This window comes from Sutcliffiella horikoshii (assembly GCF_021991925.1).
GTDB classification, from domain to species: domain Bacteria; phylum Bacillota; class Bacilli; order Bacillales; family Bacillaceae_I; genus Sutcliffiella_A; species Sutcliffiella_A horikoshii_F.
In genome coordinates, this window is the sequence record NZ_RXZI01000001.1 from 636,409 (window position 1) to 658,675 (window position 22,267).

Genomic DNA, 22,267 nt, shown 5'->3' on the forward strand with positions numbered 1-22,267 from the left:
ACTGATGTCAACATTTCATGCTACCACGATATTTGCAGTCCAGCATAATGGGCAAAGTGCAATGTCAGGTGACGGTCAAGTTACATTTGGAAATGCGGTTGTTATGAAGCATACAGCGCGAAAGGTGCGAAAGCTTTTTAATGGGAGGATCTTGGCCGGTTTTGCGGGATCTGTAGCAGATGCTTTCACCTTGTTCGAAATGTTCGAGGCAAAACTTGAAGAATACAACGGAAACATCCAACGCTCTAGCGTCGAGCTTGCCAAAGAGTGGCGGAGTGACAAAGTACTGAGGAAATTGGAAGCAATGTTGATTGTAATGGATGAATCTAGCATGTTATTAGTATCCGGGACTGGAGAAGTAATTGAACCTGATGATGGGATACTGGCGATAGGCTCAGGTGGGAACTATGCACTTGCAGCAGGGCGCGCGTTGAAAAGGTATGCAGGCGAGCACATGACTGCACGTGATATTGCAAAGGCTTCCCTTGAGACTGCAGGAGAGATTTGTGTGTACACGAATGACAATATCATTGTAGAAGAACTATAGAAAAGGCGGTTGTGGACATGAGTACAAAATTGACCCCTAGGCAAATAGTAGAAATGCTTGATCAATATATTGTAGGCCAGACGAATGCCAAAAAGGCTGTTGCTGTAGCGTTGAGAAACAGATATAGAAGAAGCTTGCTAAAAGGCAGTCTCCGGGACGAAGTAGTGCCTAAGAACATTTTGATGATCGGACCTACCGGTGTCGGCAAGACAGAAATTGCCCGCAGGATTGCTAAACTTGTTGGTGCGCCATTCATCAAGGTCGAAGCGACGAAGTTTACAGAAGTAGGATATGTAGGACGTGATGTCGAGTCTATGGTCCGTGACTTGGTGGAAACTTCCGTTCGTCTTGTAAAAGAAGAAAAAATGGCCAGTGTCAAAGATAAAGCTTTGGAAAATGCAAACAAACGAATTATAGAACTCTTAGTACCTGGCAAGCAAAAAAACACCTCCTACAAAAATCCTTTGGAGATGTTTTTTGGAGGAAACGCTCCTACCAATGAAGCGGAGGAGCAGGAAAAGCAGGAAGAGGTCTCCCTTAAAGAGCAGCGAAGAAGGATGGCCCACCAACTTGCATTGGGCGAGCTAGAGGACCGATATATAACAGTGGAAGTGGAAGAGCAACAAGGGTCCATGTTTGATATGCTACAAGGGTCGGGTATGGAACAAATGGGCATGAACATGCAGGATGCTCTTAGCAACCTGATGCCAAAGAAAAAGAAAAAGAGAAAGCTCACCGTACGTGAAGCAAGACCTGTGTTGACCCATGAAGAAGCGCAAAAGCTTATAGACATGGATGAGGTGACGCAGGATGCAGTGATGCGTGCGGAACAGAGCGGCATCATCTTCATCGATGAAATTGATAAGATTGCCAAAAAGAACAGTGGTTCTTCCGCTGACGTTTCCCGAGAAGGTGTACAACGTGATATCCTACCCATTGTGGAAGGTTCCACTGTTGTCACCAAGTATGGACAGGTGAAAACCGATCATGTTCTTTTCATATCCGCAGGGGCATTCCATATTGCCAAACCGTCCGACCTCATTCCCGAACTCCAGGGACGTTTTCCAATTCGTGTTGAATTGACGAAACTGTCCGTAGAAGATTTCGTAAGGATATTGGTGGAGCCGGATAATGCATTATTGAAACAATATACGGCATTATTGGAAACGGAAGGTATAAAAGTCGAATTTTCTGACGATGCTATTCGTAAAATAGCCGAAGTCGCGTTTCAGGTGAACCAGGATACGGATAACATCGGGGCAAGACGACTACATACGATTCTCGAAAAACTTTTGGAGGATCTATCTTTTGAAGCGCCAGACATCAATCTCGAAAAGATTGTCATCACGCCGCAATATGTAGATGAAAAACTAGGAAATATCGTAAAAAACAAAGATTTAAGCCAATTCATTTTATAGAAGTAGATTCTAGGAGGAAATAAAATGCCATTATTACAAAAAACAAGAACAATCAATGCAATGTTACAAAGAGCAGCAGGAAAACCCGTTAACTTCAAAGAGATGTCTGAAACATTATGTAATGTAATTGAAGCTAATGTGTTTGTACTGTCTCGCCGTGGAAAGCTATTGGGATATTCGATCAATCAACAGATTGAAAATGAACGTATGATCAAAATGCTTGAAGATCGACAGTTCCCAGAGGAATACACAAAAAACTTGTTCAATATCTCTGAAACATCCTCTAACCTTGATGTAGAGAGTGAATATACAGCATTCCCTGTAGAAAACAAAGAATTGTTTCAATCAGGTTTAACGACCATCGTACCGATCATCGGTGGTGGGGAACGTCTTGGAACACTGATTCTTGCTCGTCTGCAAGAACCATTCTCTGATGATGATCTTATCTTGGCTGAATATGGTGCGACTGTGGTAGGGATGGAAATCCTTCGAGAGAAAGCGGAAGAAATCGAAGAGGAAGCTAGAAGTAAAGCTGTCGTGCAAATGGCAATCAGCTCCCTATCGTACAGTGAGCTTGAAGCGATCGAGCATATTTTTGAAGAGCTTGATGGAAAAGAAGGTCTGCTTGTGGCAAGTAAAATTGCCGACAGAGTGGGGATTACACGTTCTGTTATCGTAAATGCATTACGTAAACTAGAAAGCGCAGGAGTAATAGAGTCCCGTTCACTAGGAATGAAAGGCACTTACATTAAAGTTCTTAACGACAAATTCTTGTTTGAGCTTTCAAAATTGAAGTCACACTAAGATTCTTAACATAAAAAGGGTCTGATCATGACTGCTAAAATAGCAGCTGGTCAGACCCTTTTTTGTTCATTTCAAGCACTTATACTGGTCCTTGAAAATTTATGGGTCTATGTACCTACTTTGCAAAATGAGTCGAATTATCGATTTTTTTTAACAATTGACACATAGACATATGTGTTACCTTAATTTACAATACAGATATACATACATATTTCGACAAACTTATATAATTCGTTACAAAAGATTTATTTATGGGGGTACTAATGAAGATTTTTTCGACATCCATCCAAGCATTGGAAAAAGGGATACAATACTCAGGGGTAAAACATAAAGCGATTTCTCATAATATCGCAAACGTAGATACACCGAATTTTAAGAGAAAAGAAATTTCACCAAATTTTGGGGAGGCTTTTCAAAAAGCACTCAAGTCACATAAAACAGATGCCAGGCATCATGATTTCTCGGGAACAATGAATCTTCCATACAAGTCAGATAAAACGAATCATTCCTATTCGCATAATGGCAATAATGTCGACATCGATAAAGAAATGTCAGACTTGGCTGAAAATCAAATATATTATTACACTTTGATTGACCAGATGAATGGAAAGTTTCAATCTTTGCAATCCGTAATTAAAGGAGGTAAGGCATAATGTCAATGTTTAAAAGCATGAATATTTCTGCCTCCGCACTGACTGCACAGAGGCTCAGAATGGATGTCATCTCTTCTAATATGGCAAATGTCGACTCTACAAGAGGAACATACCGTAATGGTCAATGGGAACCATACAAGAGGAAGGTGGTGGAAACTGCATCAAAAGAGAACAGTTTCCAGTCGTTCTTACAAAAAGCCTCTGGTGCAAAGGATGGAATTGGGAATGGAGTGAGTATTACGAGAATAAAAGAGGATAATGCTCCATTCCGAGTGGTTTTTGACCCTGAACATCCGGATGCCAATGAAGAGGGATATGTAGAACTGCCAAACGTGGATCCATTGAAAGAAATGGTGGACCTTATGAGTGCTTCAAGGTCATACGAAGCAAACGTTACAGTTTTCAATGCCTCCAAGGGAATTATGATGAAAACTTTGGAGCTGGGTAAATAAATGGGAGGGGTTTAAATGATTTCCAAGATAACTAATACCAATCAAGTCGTCCAACAGACAAACAGCCTTCAGAAAACGAGCGGTGATGTGCATCAGCAATTTTCGACTTATCTGAAGAATGCAATCAATGAAGTGAACAATTCTCAAGTTGCTTCCAATCAAATAACGACAAAGCTTGTCAACAATGAAGGAGTAGAGCTCCATGATGTCTTGATTGCCCAACAAAAAGCAAGTGTTGCCATGCAATTGACGATGGAAGTGAGAAATAAAGGCGTTGAAGCCTATCAAGAAATCATGAGAATGCAAGTATAATCACTAGAAAACTAGATGCGGTTATTCACTGCATAACTGTGCTGCAAGATAATAACCGGGGGAATTGACGTAATGAAAGAAAAATTACAAGAGATAAAGATAAAAACTACTTCCTTTTGGAGAGACAGAAATAATACCCAAAGGACAGCGATAATAAGTACGGTGGTCGTATCATTTTTTGCAATATTTTCCACGATTTACTTTTTAACAAAGACAGATATGGCACCCCTTTATAAAGACCTGACAGTCCAGGAAACTGGACAAATCAAAGAAGTATTGGATGGTAGAGGAATCCAATCACAAATAACGAGTAATGGTACAGCCATCCTGGTTCCCGAACAAACAGTAGATTCCTTAAAGGTGGAACTAGCAGCAGAAGGGGTACCTAAAAGCGGAAGTATCGATTATGGCTTTTTTGGTGAAAGATCTGGGTTTGGCATGACCGATAATGAATTTCAAATTATGAAGCTCGATGCCATGCAAACGGAATTGGCCAATTTAGTTAAAGGAATTGATGGAGTTAGAGATGCACAAGTAATGCTAAGTCTTCCAGAGGAAGGCGTTTTCGTAAGAGAATCCAATCAGGAGGCATCTGCATCCATTGTCATACATAATGAAGCTGGTTATCAGTTTGATCAGAATCATATAAATGCACTCTATCACCTTGTATCCAAAAGTGTTCCGAACCTACCTACGGATAATATCGTCATTATGAATCAAAATTTTGAGTATTTTGATTTGAAAAATAATCAAAATAATGGAAACTCTTTCAATGTGGCAACACAGCTTGAATTAAAAAAAGAGATTGAAAGAGATATCCAAAGGCAAGTGCAACAAATGCTCGGAATGATGATGGGCTATAACAAAGTGGTCGTTTCCGTCACAACCGATATTGATTTTACCCAGGAAAACAGGGAAGAGAATCTTGTATCGCCGGTTGACCCAGAAAATATGGAAGGTATAGCAGTTAGTGTGGAACGGATCACGGAAACCTACACCGGAAGTGAAGACGCAGCAGGGGGAGTTCCAGGTACTGGCGAAGCAGACATCCCTGCTTATGTTGCCGGTGGCGCAAGCGGTAGTGGCGACTATGAACGAATGGAAGAAAGAATCAACAACGATGTTAATAGAATCAGGAAAGAGATAGTGGAGAGCCCTTATAAAGTAAGGGACATGGGTATCCAGGTAATGGTGGAACCGCCTATTGCAGATGACCCTTTATCTATGCAAGAAACCACGGTAGATGATATCAGACAGATTTTGAGCACGATTGTGCGTACTACCATTGATAAGAACATGTTGGGGGAAGATCCTCAAAATGCAAATATTAATGATAAAGTCGTGGTATCTGTGCAACCGTTCAATGGAAAAGTGGATATGGACCAAGCGCCTGCCTCCGCTATCCCTATGTGGGTGTATGTTGCTGCAGGAATTTTACTCGCCGTAATTCTTCTATTATTGTTCCTGCTATTAAGACGAAACAGGAATGAAGAAGAAGAAGAAGAGGGAATTTTTGTGGAAGAAGAAACGGTCCAGATAAATGTGCCGGATATAAATAATGAAAAAGAGTCAGAAAGCACTGCGCGTAGGAAACAACTAGAGAAAATGGCAAAAGAGAAGCCGGATGAATTTGCTAAATTGTTACGCTCATGGCTCTCTGAATAAAGGGGAGATATAAATGGCAAAAGCAGCCCAGTCAAAAGTCTTTTCCAACAAACAAAAAGCGGCCATATTATTGATCTCACTGGGCCCGGATGTATCGGCTTCCGTATACAAGCATCTTTCAGAAGATGAAATCGAGAAGCTGACACTTGAGATTAGCGGTGTAAGAACGGTCGATAGTCACATAAAGGAAGATGTTCTTGAAGAATTTCATCAAATTGCACTTGCTCAGGATTATATATCACAGGGCGGTATTAGCTATGCCAAAACAGTACTTGAAAAAGCGTTGGGGAAAGACCAGGCCGCAGCGATCATTACCCGTCTGACATCATCCTTACAGGTGAAGCCTTTTGATTTCGCGAGGAAAGCGGATGCATCGCAGATTCTTAATTTCATCCAAAACGAACATCCACAGACAATTGCACTCGTATTATCCTATTTGGAGCCGACAAAGTCTGGACAGATCCTTTCGGAATTGCCACAGGAGCTACAGGCTGATATAGCGAAAAGGATAGCGGTCATGGATAGTACCTCACCGGAAATAATTAATGAAGTGGAGCAAATACTCGAACGGAAGCTATCGACCACTGTTACACGGGATTACACCAATACTGGTGGTATCGATTCTGTCGTGGACGTGCTAAATCAGGTGGATAGAAGCACGGAAAGGACCATTCTGGATTCTCTTGAAATTCAAGACCCCGAACTGGCGGAAGAAATCAAGAAACGCATGTTTGTATTCGAAGATATTGTCACATTGGATAATATGGCCATCCAGAGGGTCATCCGTGATGTGGAAAATGAAGATCTGATGCTTGCATTGAAGGTAGCAAGTGAAGAGGTTAAGGACATCGTCTTTAAAAATATGTCCAAGAGAATGGTAGAAACGATGAAGGATGATATGGAGTATATGGGGCCTGTCCGTTTGAAGGATGTGGAAGAGTCGCAATCCCGTATTGTTGGTATCATCAGGAAGTTGGAAGAAGCAGGGGAAATCGTCATTGCACGTGGTGGAGGAGATGACATCATTGTCTAAACTCATAAAGTCCTCCCGTTTAGGTGATGCGGGAGGCGGCTCGGTATCCATTAAGGTCGCTCCCATCTTTTCAAGGAAGCAATTAGAGGCTCCATCAGAGACTGGAGTCGGCCATAGTATCGATTTTATCAACCAAACGATTGAAAAAGCCAAAGAAGAAGCCGCAAGTATTGTGGAACATGCAACCAAGGAACGTGAAAAGGCTGCCTTGCAGATAGAAAAAGATAAAAAGGATTGGGAAGAAGAAAGGGAAACATGGAAGCAGCAAGCTTACATGGAAGGACATGAGCAAGGCTATCAAGTTGGTAAAAAGGAAGCGTTCACCGAATACGAAGCTAGATTGGCAGAGGCGCAAAGAATCATAGACTTAGCAAAAGTGGAGCATCACAAAAAATTGGATAGCTCCATAGAGTCCATCGTGACACTTAGCATGAAAGTCGCCGAAAAAGTCCTGGGATGTACGCTGGAAGCAGACCCTTCTTACTATACAAATCTAGTTCAAGCCGCCCTGAAAGAAGTGAAAGAAAAAGAAGAAATAAGAATTTATGTCAGCCCAAAACAATACCCGAATATCCTGCAAAATAAACAACTTCTCCAAAATATTATTAACAGTCAATACGATCTCGCCATCTATCCTGAACCGGACCTCCCCGGGGATGGCTGCTGGATAGATTCCTCCGCTGGAAGGATGGAAGTATCCATCCAAACCCAACTGGCAGAGATAAAAAATCACTTACTGCAATTGGTAAGGATGGGTATCGAGTGATGATTACCATTGAAGAGTTGCTGCAAGAGATCGAAGGTATAAATCCCTATAAACGCTATGGGAAAGTTAAAAGGGTCATAGGTCTGATGATAGAATCCAAAGGACCAGAGAGCTCAATTGGAGACGTTTGTAACATTATCATTAATAAAAAGAAAAATCGGATTGTGCAAGCGGAAGTTGTAGGCTTCAGGGATGAACATGTGATTCTGATGCCATTTACAGAAATTCAGGACATCGGCCCCGGATGTATAGTGGAAGCTACAAACAACGCACTAGAGATCCGGATTGGCGAAGAGCTTAGAGGCATGGTGCTAGATGCTTTGGGTCGACCTTTGAATCCGGAGGAGGAGTTGCCATTCGGGCTGGGTAAATTCCCTACAGACCAGGCGCCACCAAATCCGATGACAAGGCCTTCCATATCCGAGGAATTAGAAGTGGGAGTTAAGGTGATCGATGGACTCCTGACAGTCGGCAAGGGGCAAAGGGTCGGTATATTTGCAGGAAGTGGTGTCGGAAAAAGTACCCTTCTAGGCATGATTGCAAAGAATACACATGCTGATATAAATGTAATTGCTCTTATAGGAGAAAGGGGCAGAGAGGTTCGGGATTTTCTGGAACGAGATCTTGGCCCTGAGGGATTGAAAAGATCTATTGTCATCGTTGCAACCTCCGATCAGCCGGCCCTTATGAGAATAAAGGGGGCTTACACCGCAACTGCCATTTCCGAATATTTTCGTGACTTGGGTTATAACGTGATGTTGATGATGGACTCCGTTACAAGGGTCGCAATGGCTCAGCGGGAAGTAGGCTTAGCAGTTGGGGAGCCCCCGACTACAAAGGGTTACACACCTTCTGTCTTTTCTATGCTGCCTAAGTTGTTGGAGAGGACTGGGACGAACCAACATGGATCCATCACCGCGTTTTATACGGTGCTTGTAGACGGTGACGACATGAATGAGCCAATTGCGGATACTGTCCGGGGAATCTTGGATGGCCATTTTGTTTTGGATAGGGAACTAGCAAATAAAGGCCAATATCCAGCGATAAATGTTCTGAAGAGTGTGAGCCGTGTGATGAATAACATCGTTGGACCTGAACATAAGAAAGCGGCGGAGGCCATGCGTGAAAAACTATCAAAGTATTATCAGGCCGAGGATCTAATAAATATTGGTGCCTATAAACGTGGGAGTTCGAGGGAGATAGATGACGCAATACAATCCTATCCCTTCATCATTCAATATCTGAAGCAAGAAGTAGAAGATAAATGGAGCTTTGCAGATAGTAAAGCGGAACTTACGAAAATAATGAATTAGAGTAGGTGAAAGGCATGGCTGTTAGAAAAGGACGCCTGGAGAAAATCTTAGTTGTAAAAAAAGCAGAGAAAGACCAGGCAAGTTCGGAGTACCAACAAGCGATTTCCACATTTGAAACAGAAGGACAGGCATTATACGACCTATTAAAGCAAAAGGAAAAGCTGGAAGAGTCATTGCAAGGGAAGCTCAAGGCAGGAATACCGATCGAAATTCTCAAGCAGCAGCAATTCTTTATGGGGAACTTGGAAAAGAACGTCTTTCATCAACAGAAAAAGGTTAGCCATGCCAGAGCCTTCATGAATTTAAAGGAAGAGAAACTGAAGGAGCAGTCCGTGGAATGTAAAAAATACGAAGTGTTGGATGATAAAGAGAAGCTTTTCTGGAAGCAAAATGACCTTAAAGTGGAGGCAACTTTTATAGACGAACTCTCCATTCTTCAATATTCGCAAAACACAAATAGGTGAAAAAACCATGAAAAAAGACAATCAAACCGAAGAAAAAGAAGGCAAATACACCTTCATGCAAAAACTGCTTTACCTTTTTATCATACCACTTCTTTTTACAGTGGTAGTTATGCTTGGTTATTTGACATACGAAGGCAAGAATGTTTTTGAAGTAGCCCAAACTTTCCTGCCTGAAAAGGAAGAAGTTATTACTTCTATAGAAGGCCAAAAAGAACAGGAAACAACCTCCCCTGATGAAAATGAAAAAGGAAGGTCCTCTCAAGATGTCATCCTTCTAGAGCGAAAGGTCAGTGAGAAGGAAAGGGAGATAACCAAGCTTGTTTCCCAGTTGGAGCAAGCAAACAAGCGGATAGAAGACCTACAACAACAGCAACAACAGGTGAAAGCTTCCAATCGTGAGTTGGCCAAATTATATGAAGGAATGTCAACGAAAAAAGCTGCCCAGATCATCTTGGAATTGGAGGAAGAGAGGGCACTTCTCATTCTTAAAGAATTGAGCACATCAAAAACATCCTCTATTTTAGGTCAATTGGAACCAGAACAGGCAGCAAGGTTCACTGAACTATTAGCTAAAAATGAATAGAGAAAGGAATGAACGAAGTGAACTTTTTTGTTGCCGGAGATATCGCTGCCATTCATTCAGAACAAGTAACAAAAATGGAGGGAAAGGTGAAAAAAGCTTCTATAGAAACAACGGATAGCTTTAGCTCCACCTTATCACGGAACCTCTTGGATTCATTGCTTGCACTTTCCAAACTAGAGAACGAAAATATGGATTTGGAGGGAACGATTAGTGATGAATTACTTCTTGGAGACATGGTACAACAAATGGATGAAATCTTGTCACTGCAACTTACGATTCTGAATGAAATACAAGAGTTGGAAGATAATTCAAATCGCACTATTCATACAGATGGGATTCCAGATGGCTATTATGAATTGCTCGAAGAAGTGATGGTCATGGTGAATGTACTTACTACCTTGAATCATTCAACACAAAGTGAGACAAGGGAGGCGTTGGAATCTTTTTCCCGCCTATCGGAAAGAGTGCTGTTGATTATGAAGGGATTTCTACAAACAAAAGAAGAAAAAACAAATCAGTTTGCACTCCCTCTAAAAGAGCATAAAAACCTTAAAGAGCTTATGAGTATGATTGAGAACAAGCTTGGTAAGCTGTTGTCGTTGGAAGTGACACAAAGACAGAACACGACATCTGTAACGGAGAAATCACCCAAACGTCCTGCCTATGCTTCTATTCCCGAAGCTGTTCTACAAAACGGCCCTGTAACGATGAATTTACTGCAGCTCCCAAAGCAGACTACGATTCAATGGACAATTGATACAACCACCAATGAGGCTGCCCGCGAGCAATTGCTTCAAAAACTTGAAGGTATTTTGGCAAAGACCTCAAGTAGACTTGTCAATGGTAATCAGTCCATCATAATCCGATTGGCACCAGAGCATCTAGGAACCTTACATATTAAACTGCAGGAAACACAACAGGGACTTATGGCGAAATTGATCGTGCATTCCAAGACGGCGGCATCCTTGCTTGAAAGCGGGATGTCAAACCTGAAACAGGCCTTGATTCAATCGAATGTGAATATGGAAAAGCTAGAGATTGTCTTTCAGGACCAAGAACAAAAGTTCACTCAACAAAACAAAGATAACAATGAAGATTCATCCCATCCAAGGAATTTTTCCAAAAAGGACTCAAACGATGGGGATGATAATCAATCCTTTGAAGATGTACTCTTGGAAGAATTGGAAATAAATAACGCTGTAGGTGACAGAGAATGACAAATACCATATCATCTGATCTTTATATCCAAAATAGGCCTGTTGATACGTCCAAACAGAACAATGTCATGGGGAAGGATGATTTTCTTCGTCTTTTGATTGCACAACTGCAAAATCAAGATCCGCTTAATCCGATGGAAGACAGAGAGTTCATTGCCCAGATGGCTAACTTCTCCTCCCTTGAACAGATGGCTAATCTTAATAAAAGTATGGAAGGTTTCATTGATACACAAAACAAAATGAATGTCCTTTCTCTGCAGCAGTATCTTGGTTCAAATCTAACATGGCAACATACGTATTTTGTGGAAGATGAACCATTTGTAGAAATGAAGAATGGAACAGTGGCCAGCATTTCGATGCAAGACGGAAAAGCAAGGCTTGTCATGGATGATGGCAGTGAAATCGCAGTCGAACAGATCACAAGAGTGAATCAGCCAGGGGAACACTCCCAGGCTGGAAATGCACAGCTTTTGACTGCAAGTCATCTTATCGGGAAGAAAGTATCGTTTTCTTTTGGTGGGGATAGCTATGAGGACATTCCAGTCCAGTCGGTCCTTATGAAAGAAGGAAAAGCGCATCTCATTGTCAACGACGCACGACTGACAGAAGAGAAGATACCGATGGATGCCATCACTAAAATCACTCAGTAACACTTTTTAAATAACAGAGGGGGAATTAGCATGCTACGTTCCATGTATTCAAGTATAGGTGCACTAAGAAACTTTCAAACAAAATTAGATGTAATAGGAAACAACATCGCCAATGTTAATACGTATGGCTTTAAAAAGGGAAGAGCTACCTTCCAGGAAATGATGGTACAGCAATTATCGGGTGCAAGTGGGCCTGCTGCAGGTAAAGGTGGAGTAAATGCCAAGCAAATCGGTCTAGGCTCCATGATCAGTTCTATTGATACCATCCAAACACAAGGTTCTTTGCAGACAACTGCAAGACCGCTAGATTTGGCTCTTTCAGGTGATGGATTTTTCGCAGTGGCTTCCATTGCTGATATTACGAGGGTGAATGTTGATACAAATACTTCCTATGGAGACAACAGAATACTTGGTGGTGCCATTAATAATGCCGTGGCGATGAACTATACACGCTCGGGGAATTTCTATCTTGATAACAATGGTTATATTGTCAATTCAAATGGGATGTACTTGATTGGTGAAACTGGAGAGAAGAGAATCCCTAACGACAATATTATGGCGGCTTCCAACGCTGCATTGAATTCGGGAGAGATTTTCTTTGATGAATACAGGGACTTCCGAAATGATACGAACAAGTTCCTTGACCTTGCCATGAAGTTCTTAGAGGCGCAAAGGACATTCGAAGATGCACAAAAGGCTAATTTAGAGTCGGGAGGAACTGATCCGCAACTGGCAGCTGCAGCGACTGCAGCCCAAACTGCGAGGAACAACGCAGCAACCCAGTTCAATGATTTCAATACAGATATTTACCAGAATGAAAGAGCTGCATTCATTACCTCCGCCCGTAATATGAATCAAGGTATTGATAGTTTCATAGCTTCAACTGGTGAAATTGCATACAGAATGATTGACCCGGTTGTCCAAAACCCTACCATACCAATTCCAACTGGAGCAACGGCTAATATCAATGACTTATCGAATCTTGTAAGCTATGCGCAATCAGTGAAAACAAGCTTGGATACAGCATATAAGACATTCGAAAACTTTGTCGCGAAAGCCGAAATGATCCAACAGCCTACATGGACGGACTCTTTGAGCGGAAGTCCGGGACTTATCCAAATTCCGCCAAATGCACGTAGCTTCAGTATTTCTGGTGATGGGAAAGTGAATTTCATCGATCAGTTTGGCGAGCTGAAAGTGGCTGGACAACTGATGCTGGCGAAGTTTCCAAATGATGCCGGACTAGAACGAATCGGGGAAAACCTGTTCCAGCAATCAAACAACTCCGGGACAATGGATAAGAATGGTGACGGGATACAGCTAGAGGAAATGTTCAGACCAGGAGATAACGGTGCTGCAGCCATCATTTCGGGTACACTTGAAATGTCCAATGTCGACTTATCAGAAGAGTTTACCGAGATGATTACAGCACAAAGGGGATTTCAAGCGAATACCAGAATCATCACAACATCAGATGAGATTTTACAGGAGCTTGTCAATCTGAAGCGTTAAGGGGGGAGGGCTAAGAATTTTCTCTTAGCCCATCTATAATGATAAAGCTGACCAAGTTGAACGGAAAGATATTTGCAGTAAATGCCTGGCTGATTGAACAGGTAGAAGAAACACCGGATACCATGATCACCCTTAATAATGGGAAGAAAATGATAGTAAAAGAAAGAATGCAAGAAGTGGTTTTTTTATGCAAAGAGTTTTATGCTCACATGCATCATGGAACGCATTTGGAGGCTAAAAAAGATGTTTCGCAATAAATTATTAAATGCCATGATGATTATCCTCTTAGTCATTACCCTCCTAGGAGTGGTTGCGCTAGTTACGGTGGATGAATTATATGCAGATGAAAAAGTAGATGAGCCCACAATTGATGAAATGATAAAATACTCGGTGGATTTTGAAGAAATTACCACCAATCTTCAAAGCGGGGGTTATATCCGTTTGAAAATGAAAGTTCAAACGGATAGCAAAAAAGCAACATCTGAATTAGTGAAAAGGGACTTTCAGGTCAAGAACATAGTCATTCATGAAATTGCTAATAAGTCTGCTTCCGATTTTGATGGTGAAAATGGACTGATACAATTGGAAAAGGACATTCAAGAGAAAATCAATGAAGTGATGCAGGACGGAGAAATCGTGAAAGTCTATACAACCTCCTTTCTCCTTCAAAACTAATCACCACGAGATCCATGTAAATTAGGAGGTGATGGATTTGTCAACAGAAGTCATGTCACAAAGCGAAATAGATGCGCTTCTCTCTGCTTTGTCAACAGGAGAGATGAATGCAGAAGAACTGAAGAAAGAAAATCAGGAAAAGAAAGTGAAAGTGTATGACTTTAAACGAGCGCTGCGTTTTTCAAAGGACCAGATAAGGAATCTCACAAGGATCCATGAGAATTTTGCAAGGCTTTTAACCACTTATTTTTCAGCCCAGCTTCGAACATACATACAAATAAGTGTCGCATCTGTCGATCAGCTTCCTTATGAGGAATTCATCAGGTCGATTCCGAAAATGACAATCCTGAATGTGTTTGAAGTTGCTCCATTAGAAGGGAGAGTAGTGCTCGAAGTCAATCCTACCATCGCTTATGCCATGTTGGACAGGCAACTTGGTGGAAAGGGTTCGGGTGTCAAGAAGAGTGATAGTTTAACGGAAATAGAGACAAGATTAATGACAACACTGTTTGAAGGTGCCATAGAGAATTTCGGAGAAGCATGGGACACCGTGTCTGACATACAACCGTTCCTATCAGACTTGGAAGTGAATCCTCAGTTCTTGCAACTGGTATCCCCTAATGAAACGGTGATTGTCATTTCGATGAATATCACGATCGGCGAAGTGACAGGCATGATAAATATATGTATCCCACATGTCGTGTTGGAGCCTGTGATCCCTAAACTCTCTGCACATTACTGGATGGAGGAGAAAAACAAGGTCCGCCAAGATCATGAAATTGCGACCTTGGAGAAAGTTATACGGACCACTCCATTGACCGTCACTGCAGAACTTGGCAGTTCAGAAATTTCATTTTCAGACTTATTGAACATCAATAATGGTGATGTTCTGACGTTACAACAAAAGATCGACGAACCGATTTGTGTCAAGGTAGACAACAAACCGAGCTTCTATGCCCAGATCGGGCAGGTCAAAAAAAATATGGCAATACAGATTATGGAGAAAATCAAGGAGGGATATGAGGATGATGAGTGATGGAATGTTATCTCAAGATGAGATAGATGCGTTGCTTCGAGGAACAGATACCAACAATGATGAACCCCTCTTTGTTGATCTTAACATAGAAGAATATCTAACTACGATGGAGCAAGATGCGCTTGGTGAAATTGGAAACATTTCTTTTGGTAGTTCTGCAACTGCCTTATCGACATTGTTAAACCAGAAAGTCGAAATAACTACCCCAAAAGTTTCTTTAGTGGAAAAAAAGCGGTTGGAAAGCGAGTTTCCTGATCCTTATGTGGCGATTCGGGTCAGTTATACAGAAGGGTTTACAGGTTCGAACATATTAGTGGTGGAACAGAGCGATGCAGCAATCATTGCGGATTTGATGCTTGGTGGAACAGGGGAAAGTCCTCAAACGGAATTTGATGAAATCCATTTGAGTGCAGTGCATGAAGCGATGAATCAAATGATGGGTTCTGCTGCCACATCCATGTCGACCGTATTTGCAAAGAAGATTGACATATCTCCTCCATCTGTGATGTTGCTTGATTTTAAAGGTGGCGAGGGTGCAACGGAGATGCCACAAGATGAGTTATTGATAAAGGTCGCATTTTCCATAAAAATCGGAAACCTGATCGACTCTTCCATCATGCAGATACTTCCCTATCCATTTGCCAAAAATCTGGTGGAGGAGCTTTTGTACCGGGATGACAATACTGCCCAAGTGGCAAAAGCTAAACCACAAGAGGTGAAAGTGGAGGAAAACCATGCTCCTACCCATATGTATGAGGATCAGCATGTTGAACCACAGACTTCTTTCTATCAAGAGGAAGAGGCATTGGTCCATGCAAGCACGCCACAAAGGGAACCTGCCTATGCAGGAGGGGGACAAACAAGGTCCAGTGCTCCCACTAGGCCGCAGCCGACTGTAAATGTTCAGCCAGCAGTCTTCTCGAATTTCGAAACGACGGCAGTGGAAGAAGCGGAACCGAATAATTTAAACATGCTTCTGGACATCCCGCTTCAAGTCACTGTGGAACTTGGAAGAACAAAGCGCTCAGTTAAGGACATTCTGGAATTATCGACAGGTTCTATTATTGAACTGGACAAGCTAGCAGGGGAACCGGTGGATATTCTTGTCAACAACAAACTGATTGCTCAAGGCGAAGTGGTGGTCATTGATGAAAGTTTTGGAGTAAGAGTAACAGACATTGTAAGTCAAACAGACAGAATCAGAAAACTTCGATAGATCCTAGGAGGAAACGACATGAGTAAAAGAATTTTAATTGTGGACGATGCGGCATTTATGAGAATGATGATCAAGGATATCTTGACGAAAAATGGATACGACGTAGTAGGTGAGGCTGCCGATGGAGTCCAAGCTGTGGAGAAATATAAAGAACATCATCCAGATCTTGTAACGATGGACATCACCATGCCGGAGATGGATGGGATAACCGCTTTGAAAGAAATAAAGAGCATTAATCCAAATGCGAAGGTCATCATGTGTTCAGCGATGGGCCAGCAGGCAATGGTCATTGATGCAATCCAGGCAGGTGCGAAAGATTTCATCGTCAAACCGTTTCAAGCGGACCGGGTGATTGAAGCTATCCACAAAACTCTGTCGTAGAGGTGTCTGTTTTGGATGTTAAAAGGTTATTAAGCATTATAATGGTGGCGGTTTTTATAATTATACTGCCATCACAAGGTCTAGCAAACAACAAAGATGGTATGGACGACAGGGTATCAGACCTCTTTAAAGACCCAAAGACACAAACAGAACAACCTGCAGAGCAAACGAAAACTCCCTCTGCAGGGAATAAGGATGTGCTGGAGCACGCACCGCCTTCAATTTCCATTTTTGATTTTATTAAAATGATGTTCGCATTGCTATTTGTCTTGGCCTTGCTATACGGAGCTTTGAAACTTATAAATAGTAAAAATAGAGTAGGAAATGGTAGATCAGTCGAAAACATCGGGGGGACAAACCTCGGAAATAATAAATCTCTTCAACTTGTTAAGGTTGGAAACAGTATTTTGGTAGTCGGAGTGGGGGACTCTATCAATCTTTTGAAAGAAATTACGGATGAGGAGGAAAGAGAGCAACTGTTACAGTCCTATCGAGATCGGGCTGATAGCGTGCCTCTTCATTCAGATAAGTTAACAGGGTGGATCCAGAAATTAAAAGAAGCAAAGAAATCAAGGAATCAATCGGGTTTCTCTATTCTTTTACAAGATCAGCTAGGTCAACTATCAGAAGATAGGAAAAAGAAAATGGATCAACTGGATAATGATAAGGGGTTCGGACGATGACGGAATTCATAGACATATTCAGTGGAAATGAAGCCTCTACCGTATCTACATCTGTACAGCTTCTCTTATTGTTGACTGTTTTCTCCCTGGCACCTGCCATCTTGATTTTAATGACAAGTTTTACAAGGATTATTATTGTTCTTTCCTTTGTGAGGACGTCCCTCGCGACACAATCTATGCCTCCAAATCAAGTTCTGATTGGATTAGCATTGTTCTTGACTTTTTTTATCATGGCACCAACCTTTGCACAAGTAAATGACCAGGCGCTACAACCCCTGTTCAATGAGGAGATTACATTGGATGAGGCGTATGAGCGGGCAAGTATCCCCATGAAGGAATTCATGAGCAAGCATACAAGGCAAAAGGACCTAGCGCTCTTCCTGGATTATGCACAAATGGAGAGGCCGGAAAGTATAGAAGATATTCCGCTGACTGTTCTGGTTCCCGCATTTGCCATCAGTGAATTGAAAACAGCTTTTCAGATCGGCTTCATGATTTTTATCCCTTTTCTTGTGATTGATATGGTCGTGGCAAGTGTGCTGATGAGTATGGGGATGATGATGCTTCCGCCAGTCATGATTTCCTTGCCGTTCAAGATATTGTTGTTCGTCTTGGTGGATGGTTGGTATCTGATTGTAAAATCTTTATTGCAGACATTTTGAATGAGGTGTGAAAATGAGCCCGGAATTTGTAATATCAATGGCAGAAAGAGGAGTATTCACTATTCTTTTAATAAGTGCACCTCTTCTGGTACTGGCTTTAGTTGTGGGCTTAATCGTCAGTATCTTTCAAGCGACAACCCAGATTCAAGAGCAGACCCTTGCTTTTATTCCGAAGATAGTGGCGGTGTTGGTGGGATTGGTCGTTTTTGGTCCGTGGATGTTGTCCAATATGCTTTCTTACGCATTGGAAATATTCAATAACATTCATCGATTTGTGAGTTAGGCTGATGATTGAATGGTTGAACTATTTTCCCGCTTTTTTATTGGTTTTAACGAGAGTGACTGCTTTTTTCGTGACGCTCCCTCTCTTTTCTTATCGGAATGTCCCTTCCACTTTTAAAGTGGGTTTTGGATTTTTCTTTGCGCTTGTCATGTCCTTTTCAATGGACCTTCCGATTATCGGAATTGATGGGGCATACATCCTCCTTGTATTGAAAGAGCTTATGGTCGGATTGTTGATTGGCCTGGTCGCTTACATGGTGCTGGCAGCAATCCAGATAGCTGGTGGCTTCATCGACTTTCAGATGGGTTTCGCCATTGCCAATGTTATTGATCCCCAAACTGGAGTGCAAAGCCCCATCATCGGACAATTCTTTTATATGTTCGCGATGTTGCTGCTATTGGCGGTGAATGGCCATCACATGATGTTGGATGGAATCTATTTCAGTTATGAACTTATATCCCTTACACAGGCATGGATTCCCCTTGGGGGTGCGGGAGTATTTGAACTTGTGTTGACGACCGTCAATAGGATGTTCATCATCGCCTTGCAACTTGCCATACCGATTGTCGGTGTTCTCTTTCTGGTGGATGTGGCACTTGGCATCGTTGCACGGACAGTTCCACAGCTTAACGTTTTTGTTGTCGGGCTACCATTGAAAATAGGTGTAAGCTTTATCACCATTATCTTTTCGCTGACGATATTATTTACCCTTTTTTATAAGCTGTTTGAACTGATGCTTCATACGATGAGAGGTTTAATGGAATTGCTTGGAGGTTTCTAGGATGGCCCAATGGATGAGGCTGGATTTACAATATTTCAGTGGTGAAAAAACAGAGAAGGCCACACCGAAAAAAAGGCAGGATACCAGAAAGAAGGGCCAGGTTGCAAAAAGTGCGGATGTAAATACCGCATTTGTGTTAATAGCCGTATTTCTTTGCCTGTTGGCTCTCGGATCATGGATGAAAGATCAAATCACGACTTTGTTTGTTCAATCCTTCCAGATCTACATGCTGGAGGAAGTGACCATCGATAGGGTGCATACGATTTACTTGGAACTGATCATGCAGCTGATTTGGGTAATCGGCCCGATAATGCTTGCTGCCATGTTGGGAGCGATCATTTCCAACTATCTGCAGGTAGGACCCTTATTTTCAACAGAAGCAATACATATGAAACTCAACAAGCTCGACCCTATACAAGGATTTAAACGAATCTATTCGGTCCGTGCCATTGTTGAATTTGTGAAGTCTATGTTGAAAATTGTGTTTGTCGGAGTAATCACCTTTTCGATTTTATGGTTCAGCCTAGAAGATGTTCTTATTCTTTCTCAAAAGAACCTTCACGAAGCGTTCGCTTTTTTAGGGACATTGACGGTACGGATGGGACTTTTTGCTGGTGGGGCATTATTGTTTTTGTCCATTTTTGATTACTTTTATCAAAAATATGATTATGAGAAAAACATCCGAATGTCCAAGCATGATGTAAAAGACGAATATAAAAAAGCGGAAGGGGACCCGCTCATCAAATCCAAAATAAAACAGAAACAGCGTGAAATGGCCATGCAGAGAATGATGCAGGACGTACCCCAGGCCGATGTCATCATAACTAATCCCACCCATTATGCCATTGCATTGAAATATGATGCAGAAAAGGGAGACGCGCCGATTGTCCTTGCAAAAGGTGTAGATTTCATTGCGAAGAAAATCAGGGAAAGAGCAATGGAGCATGATGTTGTTACAGTGGAGAACAAGCCGCTTGCCAGGGCGCTTTATAGCCAGGCTGAAATAGGCGACGCCATTCCGGAAGAGTTCTTCCAGGCGGTTGCAGAGATTTTGGCATATGTCTATCGGTTACAGGATCAAGTGAAATGATGGGGAAAGAAAAGGAGAGATAGTAGACTATGTCAGCTAGAGATTTATCCGTATTACTTAGTGTCATCCTTATTATTGCCATGCTTATTATTCCTTTTTATCCTTGGATGCTAAGTATTTTTATCATTATTAATATCTCCCTTGCTTTGATCGTCCTTTTGACAACCATGAATATACAGGAGCCTTTGCAATTCGCCATTTTCCCATCTTTGCTTTTATTACTGACATTGTACCGATTAGGTCTAAACGTTTCTACGACAAGATCCATTCTTAGTGAAGGTACTGCGGGTACTGTTGTAGAAACGTTTGGGACATTTGTGGTTGGCGGAAATGTGGTAGTGGGACTTGTAGTTTTTATCATATTGGTGGTTATTCAATTCGTGGTCATAACCAAGGGTGCTGAGCGTGTGTCGGAAGTCGCAGCCCGCTTTACCTTGGATGCTATGCCAGGGAAACAGATGAGTATCGATGCAGACCTCAACGCAGGAATGATTTCCGAACAAGTTGCTAAAGAAAGGCGCGAAAAGATTGCCAAAGAAGCAGACTTCTACGGAGCGATGGATGGTGCAAGTAAATTTGTAAAAGGAGATGCCATCGCAGGGATTATCATCGTGTTCATCAATGTCATTTTCGGAATTGTCATCGGTATGGCACAAATGGGTTTAAGCTTTGCGGAGTCCGCCCAAAAGTTTACCCTTCTGACAGTTGGTGACGGGATTGTCTCACAGATTCCAGCTTTATTGATTGCGACAGCAACAGGTATCGTCGTTACAAGAGCAGCCTCAGAAGGTAATCTTGGTGGGGATATCACGAAACAGTTATTCGCTTATCCACAAATGCTCTATGTAGCAGGGATCACTATCTTGTTATTGGGAATCGCGACCCCTATCGGTCCGTTGCTCACCGCACCGGTTGCTGCTCTCATCATTGTGGGAGGGTATATGATCGGCAAGAAGCAGAAAGAGGATGTTTATATAGAAGAGGAAACAGAGGAGGAAGTGGTAACCGACGAACTCCGTAGTCCAGACAGTGTCGTGAATTTATTATCGGTAGATCCTGTTGAATTTGAATTTGGCTATGGCTTGATTCCTTTGGCTGACTCCAAACAGGGCGGAGATTTGCTTGACAGGATTGTCATGATCAGGCGTCAACTTGCCCTTGAGCTTGGATTGGTCATTCCGGTCGTGCGCATCCGGGATAATATCCAGCTTCAGCCCAATGAATACCGGTTGAAAATCAAAGGCAATGAAGTAGCAAGAGGGGAACTGCTACTCGACCACTACTTGGCGATGAGCCCTGGGATGGAGGAAGATAGCATCGAAGGGATCGATACGATCGAACCATCCTTTGGATTGCCTGCAAAATGGATAAGTGATGATATGAAAGACGAAGCGGAGATGTATGGGTATACAGTGGTTGATCCTCCTTCTGTCGTTTCTACACATATCACCGAAAAAATGAAACAGCATGCATTTGAACTACTTGGCAGACAAGAAACAAAGCAGTTGGTAGATCATCTGAAAGAAAGCACCCCCATCCTTGTGGAGGAAGTCACGCCATCGCCTCTATCAATCGGGGACGTTCAAAAAGTGCTTGCCAAGCTGTTAAAGGAAAATGTATCTATACGTAATCTTCCTATCATCTTTGAGACATTAGCAGACTATGGAAAAATATCTGCAGATACCGATCTGTTGACAGAGTATGTGAGGCAGGCCCTAAGTAAACAGATCACCAATCAGTATGTGGTAGGAAGTGAATCCTTTAAGGTGGTTACTTTATCAGGAAGAGTGGAAAAGCTCATCGCAGATCATATACAGCAAACGGAACATGGTAATTTTCTATCTCTTGATCCAAACATATCCATGGAAATTGTCCAAAAGGTGGGAGAACAGATGGAACAATTTTCTGTCTATGAACAGACACCGATTCTTTTATGTTCCCCAGCGGTGAGGATGTATGTGAAGCAGTTACTAGAAAGGTATTTACCGCAATTGCCAGTTCTTTCCTACAATGAATTGGAAGCGAGTATAGAAGTGCAAAGCATAGGGGTGGTGAACGTGGAAGGATGAAG

Annotated in this window: 26 protein-coding genes; all 26 read left to right on the forward strand. The window is 42.1% G+C overall.

The features are described from left to right. Positions 1-4: 4 nt before the first annotated feature. The 26 genes from hslV to flhA all read left to right on the forward strand — a co-directional run bounded on the left by hslV (position 5) and on the right by flhA (position 22,265). Positions 5-547, forward strand: coding sequence for an ATP-dependent protease subunit HslV (gene hslV / locus EKQ44_RS03090; RefSeq protein ID WP_237662039.1), 543 nt, complete (start codon positions 5-7; stop codon positions 545-547). Positions 548-564: 17 nt separating this feature from the next. After that, positions 565-1,965 (forward strand): HslU--HslV peptidase ATPase subunit, encoded by a 1,401-nt coding sequence (hslU, locus tag EKQ44_RS03095; protein WP_237662040.1) that lies wholly within the window; start codon positions 565-567, stop codon positions 1,963-1,965. 24 nt (positions 1,966-1,989) lie between these two features. Beyond that, complete coding sequence (codY, locus tag EKQ44_RS03100; protein WP_237662041.1) at positions 1,990-2,769, forward strand: GTP-sensing pleiotropic transcriptional regulator CodY; 780 nt, start codon at positions 1,990-1,992, stop codon at positions 2,767-2,769. Between the two features lie 263 nt (positions 2,770-3,032). Next, positions 3,033-3,422 (forward strand): flagellar basal body rod protein FlgB, encoded by a 390-nt coding sequence (flgB, locus tag EKQ44_RS03105; protein WP_237662043.1) that lies wholly within the window; start codon positions 3,033-3,035, stop codon positions 3,420-3,422. Further along, positions 3,422-3,874 carry a flagellar basal body rod protein FlgC gene (gene flgC, locus EKQ44_RS03110; RefSeq protein ID WP_237662044.1) on the forward strand — a complete coding sequence of 151 codons (453 nt, stop codon included), beginning with the start codon at positions 3,422-3,424 and terminating at the stop codon, positions 3,872-3,874. Before flgB ends, flgC begins: the two co-directional genes overlap by 1 nt. Positions 3,875-3,889: 15 nt before the next feature. Further along, positions 3,890-4,186, forward strand: a complete 297-nt coding sequence (fliE, locus tag EKQ44_RS03115) for a flagellar hook-basal body complex protein FliE (RefSeq protein WP_237662046.1) — start codon at positions 3,890-3,892, stop codon at positions 4,184-4,186. 72 nt (positions 4,187-4,258) lie between these two features. Then, the gene (gene fliF, locus EKQ44_RS03120; RefSeq protein WP_237662048.1) at positions 4,259-5,851 is read left to right on the forward strand and encodes a flagellar basal-body MS-ring/collar protein FliF; all 1,593 of its coding nucleotides are present in this window, start codon (positions 4,259-4,261) and stop codon (positions 5,849-5,851) included. Positions 5,852-5,864: 13 nt separating this feature from the next. Beyond that, a complete protein-coding gene (gene fliG, locus EKQ44_RS03125) occupies positions 5,865-6,884 on the forward strand; it encodes a flagellar motor switch protein FliG (RefSeq protein ID WP_237662050.1) in 1,020 nt (339 codons plus the stop codon). Beyond that, entirely contained in the window at positions 6,877-7,650 is a 774-nt protein-coding gene (fliH, locus tag EKQ44_RS03130; protein WP_237662052.1) for a flagellar assembly protein FliH, read from the forward strand. Before fliG ends, fliH begins: the two co-directional genes overlap by 8 nt. Beyond that, positions 7,650-8,963: a flagellar protein export ATPase FliI gene (gene fliI, locus EKQ44_RS03135; protein WP_269151558.1), complete on the forward strand. Its 1,314-nt coding sequence runs from the start codon at positions 7,650-7,652 to the stop codon at positions 8,961-8,963. The genes fliH and fliI overlap by 1 nt, the downstream gene beginning before the upstream one ends. Positions 8,964-8,977: 14 nt before the next feature. Next, entirely contained in the window at positions 8,978-9,427 is a 450-nt protein-coding gene (gene fliJ, locus EKQ44_RS03140) for a flagellar export protein FliJ (RefSeq protein WP_237662053.1), read from the forward strand. Between the two features lie 7 nt (positions 9,428-9,434). Then, positions 9,435-10,010 (forward strand): magnesium transporter MgtE N-terminal domain-containing protein, encoded by a 576-nt coding sequence (locus EKQ44_RS03145; protein WP_237662054.1) that lies wholly within the window; start codon positions 9,435-9,437, stop codon positions 10,008-10,010. Positions 10,011-10,018: 8 nt separating this feature from the next. Continuing rightward, a complete protein-coding gene (locus EKQ44_RS03150; RefSeq protein ID WP_237662055.1) occupies positions 10,019-11,227 on the forward strand; it encodes a flagellar hook-length control protein FliK in 1,209 nt (402 codons plus the stop codon). Next, the gene (flgD, locus tag EKQ44_RS03155; protein WP_237662056.1) at positions 11,224-11,877 is read left to right on the forward strand and encodes a flagellar hook assembly protein FlgD; all 654 of its coding nucleotides are present in this window, start codon (positions 11,224-11,226) and stop codon (positions 11,875-11,877) included. Before EKQ44_RS03150 ends, flgD begins: the two co-directional genes overlap by 4 nt. A 30-nt stretch (positions 11,878-11,907) precedes the next feature. Continuing rightward, positions 11,908-13,389: a flagellar hook-basal body complex protein gene (locus EKQ44_RS03160; RefSeq protein WP_237662058.1), complete on the forward strand. Its 1,482-nt coding sequence runs from the start codon at positions 11,908-11,910 to the stop codon at positions 13,387-13,389. Between the two features lie 38 nt (positions 13,390-13,427). Beyond that, the gene (locus EKQ44_RS03165) at positions 13,428-13,646 is read left to right on the forward strand and encodes a flagellar FlbD family protein (protein ID WP_237662060.1); all 219 of its coding nucleotides are present in this window, start codon (positions 13,428-13,430) and stop codon (positions 13,644-13,646) included. Further along, entirely contained in the window at positions 13,633-14,064 is a 432-nt protein-coding gene (fliL, locus tag EKQ44_RS03170) for a flagellar basal body-associated protein FliL (RefSeq protein WP_237662062.1), read from the forward strand. Before EKQ44_RS03165 ends, fliL begins: the two co-directional genes overlap by 14 nt. 37 nt (positions 14,065-14,101) lie before the next feature. After that, positions 14,102-15,100, forward strand: coding sequence for a flagellar motor switch protein FliM (gene fliM, locus EKQ44_RS03175; RefSeq protein WP_237662063.1), 999 nt, complete (start codon positions 14,102-14,104; stop codon positions 15,098-15,100). Further along, positions 15,090-16,316: a flagellar motor switch phosphatase FliY gene (gene fliY, locus EKQ44_RS03180; protein ID WP_237662065.1), complete on the forward strand. Its 1,227-nt coding sequence runs from the start codon at positions 15,090-15,092 to the stop codon at positions 16,314-16,316. Before fliM ends, fliY begins: the two co-directional genes overlap by 11 nt. A gap of 18 nt (positions 16,317-16,334) precedes the next feature. Then, on the forward strand, positions 16,335-16,697 hold the full coding sequence (locus EKQ44_RS03185; protein ID WP_237662067.1) for a response regulator: 363 nt from the start codon (positions 16,335-16,337) through the stop codon (positions 16,695-16,697). A gap of 11 nt (positions 16,698-16,708) precedes the next feature. Continuing rightward, positions 16,709-17,380: a flagellar biosynthetic protein FliO gene (locus tag EKQ44_RS03190; protein WP_237662069.1), complete on the forward strand. Its 672-nt coding sequence runs from the start codon at positions 16,709-16,711 to the stop codon at positions 17,378-17,380. Beyond that, a complete protein-coding gene (gene fliP, locus EKQ44_RS03195; protein ID WP_237662070.1) occupies positions 17,377-18,042 on the forward strand; it encodes a flagellar type III secretion system pore protein FliP in 666 nt (221 codons plus the stop codon). The genes EKQ44_RS03190 and fliP overlap by 4 nt, the downstream gene beginning before the upstream one ends. 13 nt (positions 18,043-18,055) lie before the next feature. Further along, the gene (gene fliQ / locus EKQ44_RS03200; RefSeq protein WP_237662072.1) at positions 18,056-18,325 is read left to right on the forward strand and encodes a flagellar biosynthesis protein FliQ; all 270 of its coding nucleotides are present in this window, start codon (positions 18,056-18,058) and stop codon (positions 18,323-18,325) included. Between the two features lie 4 nt (positions 18,326-18,329). Continuing rightward, positions 18,330-19,106, forward strand: coding sequence for a flagellar biosynthetic protein FliR (gene fliR, locus EKQ44_RS03205; RefSeq protein WP_237662074.1), 777 nt, complete (start codon positions 18,330-18,332; stop codon positions 19,104-19,106). 1 nt (position 19,107) lies between these two features. Beyond that, on the forward strand, positions 19,108-20,196 hold the full coding sequence (gene flhB, locus EKQ44_RS03210; protein WP_237662076.1) for a flagellar biosynthesis protein FlhB: 1,089 nt from the start codon (positions 19,108-19,110) through the stop codon (positions 20,194-20,196). Positions 20,197-20,225: 29 nt separating this feature from the next. Next, complete coding sequence (gene flhA / locus EKQ44_RS03215; protein WP_237662078.1) at positions 20,226-22,265, forward strand: flagellar biosynthesis protein FlhA; 2,040 nt, start codon at positions 20,226-20,228, stop codon at positions 22,263-22,265. Positions 22,266-22,267 lie beyond the last annotated feature (2 nt).